Raw genomic sequence first — 14,328 nt, forward strand, 5'->3', positions numbered from 1 at the left:
ACTATTTGCTTAACCAATATGGAACAATTCTGCATTTAGCCAGAGATGCACCCAGATACTGGCGGCGTAACCCAAAGCAATGGCCCAGATCCACTTCAGATGAGTAAAGAAAGTGTATATGCCGCGAGCTTGTCCCATCACGGCAACACCGGCTGCCGAGCCGATTGACAGCAGCGAACCGCCAACCCCCGCGGTCAACGTAACCAGCAACCACTGACCATGGCTCATATCAGGCATCATCGACAATACAGCGAACATAACCGGAATATTATCGACCACTGCTGAAATTACGCCTATCAGAATATTAGCCGTTGTTGGCCCCAGATCGCCGTACATCAGTTCCGAACCCAGCGTCAGATAACCAATGGTGCCGAGCCCCCCTACGCAGAGAATGATGCCGTAGAAGAACATCAATGTGTCCCATTCCGCCCGTTCCACTTGCCGGAAAATATTGAAAGGCTGTCTATCTTCACCAACTTCTTCCAGGTTCATCATCATGCGTGTTTCACGGAGTTTAAGCACATAACCGTAGACTTTGAGTATGCCAAGACCGGTCATCATGCCGACTACCGGAGGCAAGTGCAGGAAGTTGTGCGCGCAGACTGCCATGGTAATCGTCAATAAAAACAAGCCGATCACAACCAGGGCACCATCTTTCAATTCAGCATGATCCTCAGACGCCGGGGGTGTTTCATTTTTCAATGTCAGCGACATGATAAAGGCCGGAATAAACCAGTTAACAAGGGAAGGAACAAACAAAGCAAAAAACTCATGGAATGCCACCACACCTTTTTGCCATACCATCAACGTGGTGATATCACCAAACGGACTGAATGCGCCTCCGGCGTTGGCCGCTACCACAATATTGATGCAGGCAACAGACACAAACTTAATATTGGTGCCGCCTACAGCCATCACCACCGTAGCCATCAGCAGGGCGGTAGTCAGGTTATCGGCGACAGGGGAAATAAAGAAGGCCAGCAGACCTGTGAGCCAGAAAATGGTGCGTAATGAGAAGCCTTTGTTAATCAGCCATGCCCGCAGCGAATCAAACACGCCACGTTCACCCATGGTGCCGATATAAGTCATGGCTGCCAGCAGGAACAGGAACAGCTCCGCATACTCCAGCAAGTTATGACGGATCATCACTTCAGCAGTGTGGTGATATTCAGAATCCGGCTGCTGGGCATAAATCAGTGCGATCATAGCCCAGATCAAACCGGCGGCAATCATCACCGGTTTGGATTTGCGCATATGGATTTCTTCTTCTACCACTACCAGACCGTATGCCAGTACAAACAAGGCAATGGAAGCGTAACCCACCCAGTGGGAGGTCAAATCAAGTAGCTTTACATTCTCTGCAGCAACAGCCAGTTGAGGCATCACTGACAGAAGCAGGCCGAACAAGGCAGCCGATACCGCAAACCGGCTTTTGGATGGTACGTTCACGCTGAATATCCTCATTAACAGTTCAAATCAGCGGCTTATCATACGCCGCCTTGACAGCAGTGCAACCGCTAAGTTACTTGATAACGCTGTGATAAAAACCGCGAGAGGCGTCTTCAACCAGATCGAATACATGATCAAAGCCGTTCTGGCCGCCGTAATAAGGATCGGGTACATCGCGTTCTGTGCGCTGCGGTGCAAAGTCCAGAAACAGTTTGACTTTGTCTTTATGAGTAGAAGGACAGGCCGCAACCAGAATGTCATAGTTATCACTGTCCATCGCCAGGATGTGATCAAATTCTTCAAAGTCTGATATTGCAAACTTGCGTGCCCGGATAAATGACAGATCAATGCCGCGCTTGCGCGCGGTCTGCTGTGCCCTGGCATCGGGTTGCTCACCGACGTGATAAGCATGGGTGCTGGCAGAGTCCACATGGAACCGGTCACGGGTTCCCAGATCCGTAAGTAATTTGAGAAATACACCTTCAGCAGTGGGTGAACGACAAATATTACCCATGCATACAAACAATACTTTGATTTGGCTCATTTTTTCCTTCAGCTTTCTGCCAGTAAACGATCAATCATCGACTCGGCCTGACCCAGGTAGCCACCGCCGAAAAGATTGAGATGGTTAAGAATGTGGTACAGATTATAAAGGGTTTTACGTAGTTGATAACCACTGTCCAGCGGATATTCAGCCTGATAGGCAGCCAAAAAGTCGCTGCCAAAACCACCGAATAATTCGGTCATTGCCAGATCTGTTTCACGATCGCCGTAATAACAGGCCGGGTCGAAAATAACCGGGTTGCCCCGATCATCTGCCGCCGCATTACCGCCCCAGAGATCGCCATGGAGCAGGGAAGCTTGCGGCTCATAACCATCCAATAATACGGGCAGATCCGCAAGCAGTCTTTCTCCCCGTTGTTGCAGACGACCACCAAAGCCGTTGTCGGCGGCGAAAGACAGTTGCTGCCCCAGTCGCTGATGTTGCCAGAATTGCAGCCAGTCATGACTGCGCTCGTTAATCTGTGGTGTGCTGCCAATGGTATTGTCCATATGCCAGCCGAAATAGGGTTGTGTTTCGCGGTGCATTTTTGCCAGCTGCTGCCCGAGCAGCGCTGAGGCCTTACCCCGCAGACCGCCGAGCGCGATGTACTCAAGCACCAGATAACTATGGCCATCAGCCTGGCCGTAACAGATGACCTCCGGTACCCGCACAGCGTTGATAGCTGCCATTTCCCGCAGCCCCTGAGCTTCTGCTTCAAACATGGCAGATAGTGAAGGGCTGTTGAGTTTGATGAAAAAGGACTGTTGCGGTGTTTCCAGCCGATAGACGGTGTTAATGCAGCCGCCCCCCATACTGCTCAGGCGGTGCTGCCCGAGAGCACACTGGGTCGCTGTTTCGATGTGCTGGATGATGGTATCGAATTGGGCCATGATAATTTCCTGTATTCAATTACTCGACAACGTGGGTTCTGTTACGTGCATTTTCAGGTTGTTTCGGTATAAGCTGAGCCCATATTCTGCCAACAGGGGCAAGGAGGTTGTCAATGACAGCGCAAAACTTAATGAATCCTAAGCAACGTGTAGCCGTGCATGCCGCCAATCTGGTTGAGGCGGATATGATTGTCGGTCTGGGCACTGGCTCAACGGCCAATTTCTTTATAGAAGCCCTGGCCAAGCGTAATAAACTGGAACACTTAAATGTAACTACTGTCAGTAGTTCGGTTGTCAGTGCGAACAAGGCCAGAGAGGCCGGGTTACCCGTTGTTTCCATTGATTTACTGAACTACCTGGATATGTATGTTGATGGTGCCGATGAAGTCACATCTGAGCTGACTCTGCTCAAAGGCCGCGGCCAGGATCTGGTCAGAGAAAAACTGCTGGCCTCAGCGGCAGATCAGTTTTACGTGCTGGTTGATGAGAGCAAGCTGGTCGACCATATCGGTCAGAATTTCCCCATTCCTGTTGAAGTCATGCCGGATGCCTGGCAATTGGTGCTGGCGCAACTCAAACATCAGGGCGGATATGGTGAACTGCGCATGAATGCGGCCGGTGACAATGTGGCGTTCACTGCGCATGGCAGTATGGTGCTGGATATGAAGTTTGAGCATATCGACAGTCTGGAGCTGACCATGATTCTGGATACGATACCGGGGGTGGTAGAGCATGGTATTTTCAGCGAACTGGCCACAGCGGTATTTATCGGCGGCGAGAGCGAAGTGGAAGAGCACTGGCGCTAATCTGTTGGCTGGTCTGTATGTAGAGATAACCACAGAAACACAGAGTATTCATTTGGTTCCCACGGGTCTCCGTGGGAACCTCGGCATCAATATTATCCGCAGATTATTGCAAAAGGAAACGCGCTTAATCTGCGTCCATCTGCGTAATCTGCGGATTATTTATTTTTTGGTTATTTCTTCAATTCTTCCAGAATGGTTTCAGCCTTGGATTTGCCGAACTCGCCGGAACCTTCAACGCCGATGTATTCGACTACACCGTCATCCACGATCATGGCAAAACGGTAGCAGCGCACGCCCATACCGCCTGCGGTCAAATCACGATCCAGCCCCAGTGCTCTGGCGTATTCGGCACTGCCATCAGCCATCATGTGTACTTTACCGGTTGCAGCTTGTTCGCGCCCCCAGGAAGCCATGACAAACGCGTCATTGACAGCCATACACCAGATTTCATCAGCGCCGGCAGCTTTGATCTCGTCAGCATGTTCGACAAAACCGGGCAGATGCTGCGCCGAGCATAACGGGGTATAGGCACCGGGCACGCCGAATATCACGATTTTTTTGCCCTTGATCATCTCGCCGACATCGAGCGGTTGTGGGTTCATCGGGCAGCCAGTTTCAGGATCAAACTCATTGCATTCGGTCAGCTTGCCGGCAGGTAATGTTTGGCCAACTTCGATAGTCATGGCAACTCCTTAATTTTATGTTCTAAGACAAGATTGGATAGCCTAGCATAAGGCAATTGAAGGCAGATAAAAACACTGGTTATTACAGGGTTTTAGCAGTTTGGTTTTGCAGCCTTAAGCCGTTATGATGGCAGGCATTAGACAGTAAAAAGGAACAGGGATATGGCTGAGAAGCAACAACTGCGCTGGGGCATATTAGGTGCTGCGCGTGTTAATGAAAGACTGTTACCGGCAATCGTGGAGGCGCCGAATGCAAAACTGGTGGCGATTTTCAGCCGCCGTGCCGGTGCTGCCGCTGAAACCTTGAATAAACATGCGCCCGGTGAAACCGATGTAGAGACTTTGAATGATCCCGATGCTTTGTTGAACCATCCAGATATTGATGCTGTTTATCTGCCTATGGCCAATGAGGAGCATGCCGAATGGGCACTGAAAGCTATCAACCACGGCAAACATGTTTTGATAGAAAAACCCATGGCGCTGACGGTGGCTGATATTGAAGCGATTGAAGCAGCCGCCAAGGCTAAGCAGGTGACGGTAATGGAAGGGTTTATGTATTGCTTCCATCCGCAGCATGATTATGTGCGCAAGTTGATTCAATCAGGGGTTATCGGTGACGTACGTACGGTCAAAACGGCGTTTGCCTTTCCGATAAAACCGGCGCGCATGTATCGGATCAATCGTGCTATTAACCACGGTGGTGGTGCTATGTGGGATATCGGCCCCTACGCAGTGCATACTGCCCGTTTATGGTTTGACGAGGAACCTGTAGCCGTAACGGCCATGGCCAAACTGAATGAGCATGGTGCAGATGTCAGCCTGAGCGGGATTTTTGATTTTGACGACGGCCGCTATGCCCATTTTGAAATGAGTTTTGAACATGCCCGCCGCAGCGAATATGAAATTATTGGCACACTGGGTGGCATTAAATGTCGTACCGTCTGGCAGCATCCAACGGATAAACCGGTTATTTCCTGGTGGACGGATGCCGGTGATCAACAGGATGTGACTTTGCCGGCAGCCAATCATTTCAATCTGGAAATTGAGCATTTTTCCGATTGTGTGTTGAATAATAAAACGCCGGCTTTGTCATTGGCGGATGCCAGAGGCAACTGCAAGGCGATTAATGCTGCGTTGCAGTCGGTGAGAGAACAGAAACTGATAAAAATTGACTGATAAAACTCAATCGACCGGGGCGAATTCTCAAAGGGTGTCTGAGCACATTGATTCCTGCTTCGAGTAAGTTTCTAGTGATCTGGTCCTTTGAACCCGAACGCAGAGCTAAGCCGATCGCTGGAGCGCCTCGTTAGGTTTTAGAAGGCAATTTCTGCCTCCATGAACGTTACGGCACTTCCGGACAGTACCACTCTGTCGGTTTTTACCTCGCATGCAAGGTTGCCGCCACGCTTAGAAACCTGTCTGGCGGACAGAGTGTTTTTGCCAAGTTTTCCGGCCCAGTACGGCGCAAGTTTGCAATGGGCGGCACCGGTGACGGGATCTTCGGGAATGCCGATCTTGGGGGCAAAGAAACGACTGACAAAATCCACATCAGTGCCTGGCGCAGTAACGATAACGCCGCGCAAATCGAGCAGGCCGAGCAAGGCGTGGTTTGGGGTGATAGCTCGAACGGTTGCTTCGCTATCGAACACGGCCAAGTAGTCGTCGCCAGCCCATACCTCGATAGGGCGCACGCCAAGGCCTTGAACCAAGGTTTCGGAAATCTCGCAGGCGGTTAACTTGTACGCCGGGAAATCCATTTGCAAGAGATTTCCCTGCTTTTTCACGAATAGCTCACCGCTACGCGTTTCAAAGGTAATGACTGATTCTGTGAAGCCAAGAGAGTCAAAGATTATGTGAGCTGTTGCCAATGTGGCATGGCCACATAGATCAACCTCCTTGACTGGGGTAAACCATCTCAGACTAAATCCCTTTGCGCTGGGTACAAAGAATGCAGTCTCTGACAAGTTGTTTTCTTCTGCGATGGCTTGAAGTAAATCATCGTCCAGCCAGTTTTCCAAGGGGCACACTGCCGCCGGGTTTCCCTCGAATGCTCGGGTTGCAAAGGCATCTACTTGGTATTGTTTGATTTTCATGTCCGTTAGCGTGTGATGAGAAATTTGGAGTGTTGAGTGTTTGGGGGCAGTGTAAAAACTCACGGTGGGCTAGAGTCCAGAGTATTGTGTGGGATTTTACCCTGACCCCAAATGTACGTCTTGAGATGCCCAACTATTCCACAAATGATGGCTGCTGGCAATGTGTTATGGCTAACGCTTGAAGATGTTGATCAGGATGGATATGACGATGCTGATAACGGCCATGGAGGTGATAGGGATAAAAATCCGTGAGTTTTCTTTTTCAATACTGATATCGCCGGGTAGTTTGCCGAACCAGCTCAGTAGCCAGGGGGCATACAGCCAGATTAAACCGATGGCGATTAGTATCAGCCCCAGAAGAATCAATACTTTTGCCATTTGTTTTACCTCTGAGTTGTAACAACCCTACCATAGCAAATAATGTTCGAGACCTCTCGGTTACGCTCGAGGTGACAGGGCGGTTATGCCGCACGGAGAATAGGCATTCCTCAGAATAAATCTATTTGCTGCGGGTGCGGCCGGAACAGATCCCGGTTTAACGGGGTGGATCGGTGATTCAGCCCGTATTTACGCAGTGCGATATCAAAACGTTGTTGAACCATATCGGCATAAAATCCATGTCCACGCAGACGATGCCCAAAGCGGGCATCATTGGTTTTACCGTCACGGGAATCGCGAATCCGGTTCATGATGTGTTCTGCCTGATCAGGCACATGAGTTTGCAGCCATTCCTCAAACAGGCCGGTGACTTCCAGCGGTAATCTGACCAGAATAAAGTCGGCTGCGCTGGCTCCGGCTACGGCCGAGGCTTTTAATATGGATTCCAATTCGGTATCGGTCAGAACCGGAATTATGGGGGCGATCAAAACCGTGACGGGGATTCCGGCTTCGGTGAGTTTTTGAACGGCATCAAGTCTTCTTTTCGGGCTGCTGGCACGAGGTTCGAGTTGTCTGGCTAAATCAGGCTTCAAGGTGGTGATAGAAAGGTTCACCCGCACCAGATTCTTCGCGGCCATCTCGATCAGAATATCGATATCCCGCTCCACCATGGCCGACTTGGTAACAATGGTGACGGGGTGGTTGAACTCCGCCAGTATCTCCAGAATCTGCCGGGTGATTTGATACTGGCGTTCAATCGGTTGGTACGGATCGGTATTAGCCCCCAGCGATATCGGCGAACACTGATACGATTTTGCCTGTAACTCTTTGCGCAGCAGTCTGGCGGCATCCGGTTTAGCGGTCAGTCGTGTTTCAAAGTCCAGCCCCGGCGACAGGCCCAGATAAGCATGCGAAGGGCGGGCATAGCAGTAAATACAGCCATGTTCGCAGCCCCGGTAAGCATTGATTGACTGGCTAAACGGCAGGTCCGGTGATTGATTGCGGCTGATGATGGTTTTGGGCTGTTCGAGTTCGACCGAGGTGCAAGGAGGATGATCTTCGCCTTGAAACCAACCGTCATCAACTGTTTCACGCTGCAGTTGTGAAAAACGGCTATCAAGGTTGTTGGCTGTGCCCCGGCCTTTAACTGTTTTGCCGATCTCAGCCATCAGTCAGACAGGTAATATTCTATGGTCGATACCACCCGGACTTTTTTGATATGCGGGTTGTTATTGTCGCGCGGGCTGATACTGAACTGGCCTTGGGAAGCGCGTCTGATCTTGCCCAGGCTGCTTTGCGAATCGGCAGCGAATTTTTCCGCCACTTCACGGGCCTTGCGGGTGGCTTCTTCGATCATTTCCGGTTTTATCTCATTGAGACGGGTGAACAGATATTCGGTTTGTGATTGGTAATTGTTACCGCTCAGCACGATGCCCTGTTTGCCCAGTTCGGCTAATTGTCCCATCACGGTTCTGACGGTTTCAATATCATCCGAGTAAACGGTGACGGTTTGCATGCCGGTGTAGCGGAATTCCGCCCGTTCACTGCCACCATATTGCTGAGCGGATTTATCGGTAATAGCCGGGGCGTTCAGCGTGATGTCTGCTGCTTTTATCCCGTGGCTGGTCAGAAAGCGGATGATTGTCTGCGTGTTGGTTTCAATATCTGCATACAGATCCTGCACTTTATTGCTGGCCAGCGTGAACTCAATCGGCCAGATTGCCACATCGGCTGTGTACTCATGTTCTGACAGGCCTTTAACGGTGACGGTGCGTTCGTATTCTTTAAAGGTGATGGCCGCTTGCGCCAACAAATAACCCAGGCTGCTCAGACCCAGGAAGATGGAAACTCCCAGAATGAGGGCGTTAAATTTTCCTGTTTCCTGCATAGGCCTGCTCCTTGTGTTGATTCTTACAGGTAAAAAAGCTCTCAGTCCAGACTGGAAAAATGTTCCCTGGCATAAGCCACACGCTGTTCGACATTCATTTTATGTTTTTTACCCAAAGCTTCAACCTGCAGCAGCCGCGGCAACAAACCCCGACCGTTTGCGACCTGGATAGTCAGACCGGGGCGGGCGTTTAATTCCAACAGCATCGGTCCTTTGTGACGGTCCAGCACGATATCGGTTCCGAGATAACCAAGGCCGGACATTTCGTAGCAGGACACGGCAAGCTTTAGTAATTGTTCCCAGTGCGGGATTTGCAGACTGAGCAGATTGGTGCCGGTATCGGGATGCAGCAGCACCGGTCGATTAAATTGAACCGCTCTTAACGCACTACCGTCACGGATATCCAGTCCCACGCCTACGGCGCCCTGATGCAGATTGGCTTTACCATTGGAATCAGACGTCGAAAGACGCATCATCGCCATGACCGGAAAGCCTTTGAATACGATAACGCGGGTATCCGGCACGCCTTCATAGCTGAAACCGGTAAAACGGTCATCAAATTCAATCAATGCTTCGATGATGGCGACATCAGTCCGGCCACCCAGCGAAAACAGGCCGGCCAGAACATTAGAAACATGCCGTTCCAGCGCACCAAGATTGAGCACTTGCCCATTGGCTTTGTGATAACCCTCTTCATCATTGCGGGTGATAACCAAGATCCCTTTACCGCCGGAACCATGCGCCGGTTTGATACAAAAGCCCGGCCAGTCGGCAATCATATCGAGCAGCTCATTGACTTCATGCTGTTCCCGAATCACGCCAATCAGATCGGGTACGGTCACACCCGCCTCCAGGGCAAGTTCCTTGGTTTGCAGCTTGTCATCAACCAGTGGATACAGATGACGCGGGTTATAGCGGCTGATATAGGAAATATTACGTCGGTTCATACCCAGCACACCTATTTTCGCCAGCTTGCTGGGGTGAACATAACGTTGTCTGGCTTCTTTTAACCAATCCAACAACGGCCCACTCATTGATTATCCTCGGTCATCGGTTTGAAGCGTTTCAACTCCAGTAAGCGATAGCCGGTGTAATTACCTGCCATCAATACCAAAGCCATCAGTACCAGCTGGATACCGAGGAAGTTAAAGGTCAGATGGCGGATCAGATCATTATTCATTGCCAGATAAGCCAGTACTGCCACCAGCAGTGAACCACCGCCCTGTATCAATACTTCATGCGGGCCTTCTTCTTCCCACAAAATAGACATACGTTCAATTGTCCATGCCAGAATGATCATCGGGAAGAAGGTGACTTTCATGCCTTCGGTCAAACCCACTTTGTAGGCGACAATAGAGAACAGCGCAATAATGCCGATCACCATGATGATGACCGCTGATATTCGCGCTACCAGCAGTAGATTGAGGTAGGACAAATAAGAGCGGATCATCAATCCGGTACCGACTATCAGCAGGAAGCCGACCAGACCGGTAATCAGACTGGTCTGAATAAAGGCCATTGCAATCAATACCGGCATAAAGGTGCCTGAGGTTTTAATGCCAATCAGAATGCGCATCAAGACCACCATTAATACACCGACCGGGATCAATAAGATGCCCTTGAACAAGGCCTGTTCTTCCAAAGGCAGGGTATAGATAGAGAAGTTGAGTAATTCGTTATCAGCGAACTTCTGATTTAAAGCCACGCTGAACGGCTGCTCCTGCTCAATCATGGAGAAGGTGACACTGGAATTAGTGCCGCCAACCACCTCCAGTACCGGGCCTGAATGATATTCCCACAACAATAAATTGTCAGGCCTGCCCCGTTTTCCGGTTTCAAGGTTGAACAGCTCATAGTCTTCGCCGTTGAATACCTGCAGATAATCAACCAGTTCCTGCTGACGGCGACCATCTTCCAGAAACAGAGCATGGACATGCCGTGCCGGCACACCGGCTTGGTGCAACAGCTGTACGATCCAGCTGGCCCGGCTTTTCAGTTGTGCCAGTAATTCGGCATTTTGGGTCTGGTTTTTAAATTCCAGAATCAGTTCACGTGCCAGCGTATAAGGATTGGCAGAGCGTTCGCGTGCCCGCTCCAGTAGTTGGCTGGCCGCTGTGGCATAAGGCTCTTTTTCAACTTTGACTTTCAGTGGCGGTGGTTGACTGGGATGAGGCGGAATGGCATAAGGATCCAGCAGCATATCGACTTTATAATACAAAGTCTGCGCACCTTTGGCTTTACGGATAGACCATTCCGCATGTTGTCCGCCGTCCTCGCTTTCGACAAACGATAAACCGAAGCCGGGACTGGCTGTTTGCTGATTGAGTCGGGTAAATCCGGGCTGAGTGTCCGGAATGGCCAGGGAAGCAAGAATTTCTTTACCGTTGGCCTCAAATTCAACCTTGGCTTCAATAGACCAGGTCTGGCGATTTTCCCCGGGCAACCAGGGAATATCGAAGGTGTAATGGCGATGCAGCGTCAGTGTAATACCGGCGATAAACAGCAGGCCCACCAACAGGTAAAAAGGTTTACGTGATGCCATGCTTATCCGTCCTTATTTTTTTTCTTCTTTAGTGTCTTTGGAATCTTTTTCCGGTTTAGCCTGGGGCAGGTCCTTTATAATCGGAGGTTCAGGCTGGATAAATTTCTTTGCCACATCCACCACGGCAATATCTTTAAGAAATTCTCTGCCCAGTAATATCGGATAGAGCATGTGACTGCGATCAGTCAGGGTAAATTCCGTGTCCTCAATTAAATTGCCGACTTTGACTTTTAAGGAAACCACCGGGCGGCGGTCAAGTTTGTCACCATCACCTGATGATTGACGAATCCGCACATGGCGCACCAGTGGGGCTTCCACTTCATAACGATCATCTGTTTCGTCCGGTGCCAGTCTGAAACGTACCCAGCGTTTACCGTCACGTTCAAACACAACAACATCCTGAGCACTGATAGAAGAGGTTGTCGCACCGGTATCGATGCGTGCCTTGAACACACGGTTAACGGCTTCTATCCATAACCATTCAACCCGCCCCAACACCAACTTATTGCCGACTGTATTTGTAACGCTTGGCGGCGGGCATTGTGCCGGTTTGGCTGCGGCTACTACCACAGGCTGAGCTTGTTTTTGACTGAGCTTTTGATCCAGTTCATCGATTTTTCTATCGATCTGAAGCTGACTTTCTTGCAGTTCTTTAAACTGGTCGAATTGTGTTTGCTGCTGTTGAATCCAACCCTGGCATTGTTGTTTCATTTGCTCAGATAAACGCATCTCGGTTTCAGAAAGCGTATTGTTCAACTGAGCTTGAGTTAAAGGCGGGGTGGGAGGCGTTCTGTTCACACAACCTGAGAAAAACAGGGTTGAAAGAATCAGAAGCGGGAAAATATGTTTAACCATGTGGTTCCTGTGGATAAATGATTAGAATTGCGGTCCGAATCAACTATTAATTGTAGCAGAATCATTGTCTGTAAAGATGCGGCTTGGTTGGAATTTTCAACAGGCCTTAACGTAGTGTCCTGGACTCAAGTGGCCATGCAGAAGTTCCCGATTCGTTTCCGGCAAGGTGCTGTTCGCTGGATGACTATTTTTATTCAGGACTCTTACACAAGGGCCTGTTTATCTTTCATATCAGCCTCTGTTGTGAGCTGAAAAAGCGTCAATCAAGGCGCGAGGAGAGCAGTTTGCGAGATACATCCATGTATCTCGCCCCGTTGGGGCTTGCGCTCAAAAATGTTCCAGACGTTTTTGTAGTCATTCTAAACAAACGACGAGTAACGCAGAGTGGCGCTTTTTCAGCCACAACCCGGAGGGCTGGGGCTATTTTTGCGCCCGGCGGCGTTGTCAATCGTTTATGTAGGTCAGCTACACGGCACTCTTTCCACCTTGCCGGACACAAAAATAGCCTCCAGCAGTGGTGGATATGAAAAATAAACCATCACTGGATGGGACTAAACACCTAGTACTCTTTCAGAGTGGTATCGCCGGGCTTGGCGGTCTCCTCGCGCTGGAATAGAACATGCACGTAGCGTCCCATATCGCGGTACGTCGGCATCCGGCAATAACGCTTTTCCAAAGCAAATAACTCCTGCTCATCACTGTTCTGTTTTGCCTCAGTGCTCAGGTAATCGTTGAACACCCGCACGCCGGTGTGCGTTTTTACGCTGAAATGCCTTGCTGTCATCGCCGCTATCACTTCATGCGGGAATTGCGGATTAGGCGGAGTCAGTTTATTACCCTGACCGATATAGCTGTCATCCAGTATCGGCTTCAGACGCCAGCCACCTTTTAACACATTACTGTATACCATTGCATTACGGTTATAAAACAACAAAGAAAGGTAGCCGCCAGGCCGGACTTTGTCAGCAATAGTAAACAGTGACGGCAGCGGCTGTGCCAGCCATTCCAGCACGGCGTGGCAAAGCACCAGATCAAACTCAGGTAACTCACTGGCCAGCGACTGGGCTGACTGATGGTAGAAGCGGGCGGATAAGCCGGCGGCGGCAAAATTATTCTGTGCGCGCTGCAACATTTTTCCTGACAGATCGCATAAAGTCAGAGCATGCCCTTGTTCGGCAAACCATTGGCTGATTTGAGCTTGGCCACAACCGGCATCCCAGATGTTGAGTAATGATTGCTGATGCAAAAATGCCAGATCTTGCTGTAACAAGGTCAGGCGCCAATCGCCTTTGACGGTGTTATAGATTTTCTGTTCAAAACGATCAGCGAGATCGTCGAAATTACGATCTTGTTTAGAGCCCGTTACCATTTGTTGAATCCCTAGAGGCCGTTAATGTTTAGGTAACCTGATCTGCGTATAAGAAATAATGCTTCAAAAGTTCGGACTGAGACCCTTCGGCTCACGCTCAGGGTGACTCCTTTTATGCTCCAAGGGACTTGCCGTAAATCAGAAACGGTGTCATGCCGACCGCAGCGGAGGCATCTCTTGTTGTACTATAGAGGAAAAGATGGGGGGCGTTTCCCTTCTTTTCCTTATACGCAGCTCAGGTTAGGTAGTAATGTATCCAGCAATTTATCCAGTACTACTATCCGATCTTCGGCTTCCGGCATAGTGTCGACAAAACGTAATTTATCCTGGCCATCCAGTTTAAATTTGCCGGGCTGTTTCTGAATCAGCTCAATGATGGTCATCGGATCAATATTAGGCTCCTGTTCGAATATCAGACGCCCGCCCTGATCATAAACATCGATTTTACGTATGCCGACGGTTTTGGCTTTAAAGCGCAGTTCATGGATGGCAAACAGGGTCTTGACCTGTTCCGGCAATAAGCCGAAACGATCAATCATTTCCACCTGCAACTCATGCAAAGCCTCGTTATTTTCGGCGGCTGCGATACGTTTATACAATACCAGTCTGGTATGCACATCCGGCAGATAATCGGAAGGTATCAGTGCCGGGACATGCAAATCAATTTCAACGAAATGCCGTTCCTGATTATTGAGGCTGGGTTCTTTGCCTGATTTCAATGCTTTGACGGCACGTTCCAGCAGTTCGTTATAAAGCCCAAAGCCGATTTCCTGCATCTGGCCGCTTTGTTCATCACCCAGCAGTTCACCGGCGCCGCGAATTTCCATATCG

15 protein-coding genes are annotated in these 14,328 nt (G+C 49.9%); 2 read left to right on the top strand and 13 right to left on the bottom strand.

Annotation, left to right across the window (positions count from 1 at the left end; all coding sequences use genetic code 11):
• Positions 1–9 precede the first annotated feature (9 nt).
• The 3 genes from nhaD to OMP95_RS02450 form a co-directional block, all read right to left on the bottom strand.
• On the bottom strand, positions 10–1,383 hold the full coding sequence (gene nhaD / locus OMP95_RS02440) for a sodium:proton antiporter NhaD (RefSeq protein ID WP_266325587.1): 1,374 nt from the start codon (positions 1,381–1,383) through the stop codon (positions 10–12).
• 139 nt (positions 1,384–1,522) lie between these two features.
• Positions 1,523–1,993 carry a low molecular weight protein-tyrosine-phosphatase gene (locus tag OMP95_RS02445; protein WP_266325557.1) on the bottom strand — a complete coding sequence of 157 codons (471 nt, stop codon included), beginning with the start codon at positions 1,991–1,993 and terminating at the stop codon, positions 1,523–1,525.
• 8 nt (positions 1,994–2,001) lie between these two features.
• Positions 2,002–2,883: a fructosamine kinase family protein gene (locus tag OMP95_RS02450; RefSeq protein WP_266325559.1), complete on the bottom strand. Its 882-nt coding sequence runs from the start codon at positions 2,881–2,883 to the stop codon at positions 2,002–2,004.
• A gap of 113 nt (positions 2,884–2,996) precedes the next feature.
• Here OMP95_RS02450 and rpiA point away from each other — a divergent pair, with 113 nt between their 5' ends.
• On the top strand, positions 2,997–3,689 hold the full coding sequence (rpiA, locus tag OMP95_RS02455; RefSeq protein ID WP_266325561.1) for a ribose-5-phosphate isomerase RpiA: 693 nt from the start codon (positions 2,997–2,999) through the stop codon (positions 3,687–3,689).
• 170 nt (positions 3,690–3,859) lie between these two features.
• Here rpiA and OMP95_RS02460 read toward each other — a convergent pair whose 3' ends face one another.
• Positions 3,860–4,372, bottom strand: coding sequence for a peroxiredoxin (locus OMP95_RS02460; RefSeq protein ID WP_266325563.1), 513 nt, complete (start codon positions 4,370–4,372; stop codon positions 3,860–3,862).
• Positions 4,373–4,534: 162 nt separating this feature from the next.
• On the opposite strand from OMP95_RS02460, the gene OMP95_RS02465 reads away from it, so the two are divergent.
• Positions 4,535–5,548: a Gfo/Idh/MocA family protein gene (locus tag OMP95_RS02465; RefSeq protein ID WP_266325565.1), complete on the top strand. Its 1,014-nt coding sequence runs from the start codon at positions 4,535–4,537 to the stop codon at positions 5,546–5,548.
• Positions 5,549–5,685: 137 nt separating this feature from the next.
• Here OMP95_RS02465 and OMP95_RS02470 read toward each other — a convergent pair whose 3' ends face one another.
• From OMP95_RS02470 to OMP95_RS02510, 9 genes are all read right to left on the bottom strand, one after another.
• Positions 5,686–6,465, bottom strand: a complete 780-nt coding sequence (locus tag OMP95_RS02470) for a PhzF family phenazine biosynthesis protein (RefSeq protein ID WP_266325567.1) — start codon at positions 6,463–6,465, stop codon at positions 5,686–5,688.
• Between the two features lie 171 nt (positions 6,466–6,636).
• Positions 6,637–6,843 (bottom strand): DUF2905 domain-containing protein, encoded by a 207-nt coding sequence (locus OMP95_RS02475; protein WP_266325569.1) that lies wholly within the window; start codon positions 6,841–6,843, stop codon positions 6,637–6,639.
• A gap of 110 nt (positions 6,844–6,953) precedes the next feature.
• Complete coding sequence (locus OMP95_RS02480) at positions 6,954–8,012, bottom strand: PA0069 family radical SAM protein (protein ID WP_266325571.1); 1,059 nt, start codon at positions 8,010–8,012, stop codon at positions 6,954–6,956.
• Positions 8,012–8,731 carry an SIMPL domain-containing protein gene (locus tag OMP95_RS02485; RefSeq protein ID WP_266325573.1) on the bottom strand — a complete coding sequence of 240 codons (720 nt, stop codon included), beginning with the start codon at positions 8,729–8,731 and terminating at the stop codon, positions 8,012–8,014. Before OMP95_RS02485 ends, OMP95_RS02480 begins: the two co-directional genes overlap by 1 nt.
• A gap of 41 nt (positions 8,732–8,772) precedes the next feature.
• Positions 8,773–9,765, bottom strand: a complete 993-nt coding sequence (locus tag OMP95_RS02490) for an alpha-L-glutamate ligase-like protein (protein ID WP_266325575.1) — start codon at positions 9,763–9,765, stop codon at positions 8,773–8,775.
• Positions 9,762–11,273 carry an inactive transglutaminase family protein gene (locus tag OMP95_RS02495; protein ID WP_266325577.1) on the bottom strand — a complete coding sequence of 504 codons (1,512 nt, stop codon included), beginning with the start codon at positions 11,271–11,273 and terminating at the stop codon, positions 9,762–9,764. Before OMP95_RS02495 ends, OMP95_RS02490 begins: the two co-directional genes overlap by 4 nt.
• A 12-nt stretch (positions 11,274–11,285) precedes the next feature.
• Positions 11,286–12,128 (bottom strand): ATP-dependent zinc protease, encoded by an 843-nt coding sequence (locus tag OMP95_RS02500; RefSeq protein ID WP_266325579.1) that lies wholly within the window; start codon positions 12,126–12,128, stop codon positions 11,286–11,288.
• 559 nt (positions 12,129–12,687) lie between these two features.
• Positions 12,688–13,497 (bottom strand): methyltransferase domain-containing protein, encoded by an 810-nt coding sequence (locus tag OMP95_RS02505; protein WP_266325581.1) that lies wholly within the window; start codon positions 13,495–13,497, stop codon positions 12,688–12,690.
• A 224-nt stretch (positions 13,498–13,721) separates the two neighbouring features.
• Positions 13,722–14,328, bottom strand: a 607-nt coding sequence (locus OMP95_RS02510; protein ID WP_323135102.1) for a TRCF domain-containing protein, incomplete at its 5' end; no start/stop codon positions are given.

It is taken from the genome of Methylophaga sp. OBS4 (assembly GCF_026319305.1).
In the GTDB taxonomy this organism is placed as follows: domain Bacteria; phylum Pseudomonadota; class Gammaproteobacteria; order Nitrosococcales; family Methylophagaceae; genus Methylophaga.

Bases quoted from the DNA above. Each gene is read 5' to 3' on its own strand.
- nhaD (WP_266325587.1), bottom strand. From the start codon at position 1,383: ATGCCTCAACTGGCTGTTGCTGCAGAGAATGTAAAGCTACTTGATTTG.
- OMP95_RS02445 (WP_266325557.1), bottom strand. From the start codon at position 1,993: ATGAGCCAAATCAAAGTATTGTTTGTATGCATGGGTAATATTTGTCGT.
- OMP95_RS02450 (WP_266325559.1), bottom strand. From the start codon at position 2,883: ATGGCCCAATTCGATACCATCATCCAGCACATCGAAACAGCGACCCAG.
- rpiA (WP_266325561.1), top strand. From the start codon at position 2,997: ATGACAGCGCAAAACTTAATGAATCCTAAGCAACGTGTAGCCGTGCAT.
- OMP95_RS02460 (WP_266325563.1), bottom strand. From the start codon at position 4,372: ATGACTATCGAAGTTGGCCAAACATTACCTGCCGGCAAGCTGACCGAA.
- OMP95_RS02465 (WP_266325565.1), top strand. From the start codon at position 4,535: ATGGCTGAGAAGCAACAACTGCGCTGGGGCATATTAGGTGCTGCGCGT.
- OMP95_RS02470 (WP_266325567.1), bottom strand. From the start codon at position 6,465: ATGAAAATCAAACAATACCAAGTAGATGCCTTTGCAACCCGAGCATTC.
- OMP95_RS02475 (WP_266325569.1), bottom strand. From the start codon at position 6,843: ATGGCAAAAGTATTGATTCTTCTGGGGCTGATACTAATCGCCATCGGT.
- OMP95_RS02480 (WP_266325571.1), bottom strand. From the start codon at position 8,012: ATGGCTGAGATCGGCAAAACAGTTAAAGGCCGGGGCACAGCCAACAAC.
- OMP95_RS02485 (WP_266325573.1), bottom strand. From the start codon at position 8,731: ATGCAGGAAACAGGAAAATTTAACGCCCTCATTCTGGGAGTTTCCATC.
- OMP95_RS02490 (WP_266325575.1), bottom strand. From the start codon at position 9,765: ATGAGTGGGCCGTTGTTGGATTGGTTAAAAGAAGCCAGACAACGTTAT.
- OMP95_RS02495 (WP_266325577.1), bottom strand. From the start codon at position 11,273: ATGGCATCACGTAAACCTTTTTACCTGTTGGTGGGCCTGCTGTTTATC.
- OMP95_RS02500 (WP_266325579.1), bottom strand. From the start codon at position 12,128: ATGGTTAAACATATTTTCCCGCTTCTGATTCTTTCAACCCTGTTTTTC.
- OMP95_RS02505 (WP_266325581.1), bottom strand. From the start codon at position 13,497: ATGGTAACGGGCTCTAAACAAGATCGTAATTTCGACGATCTCGCTGAT.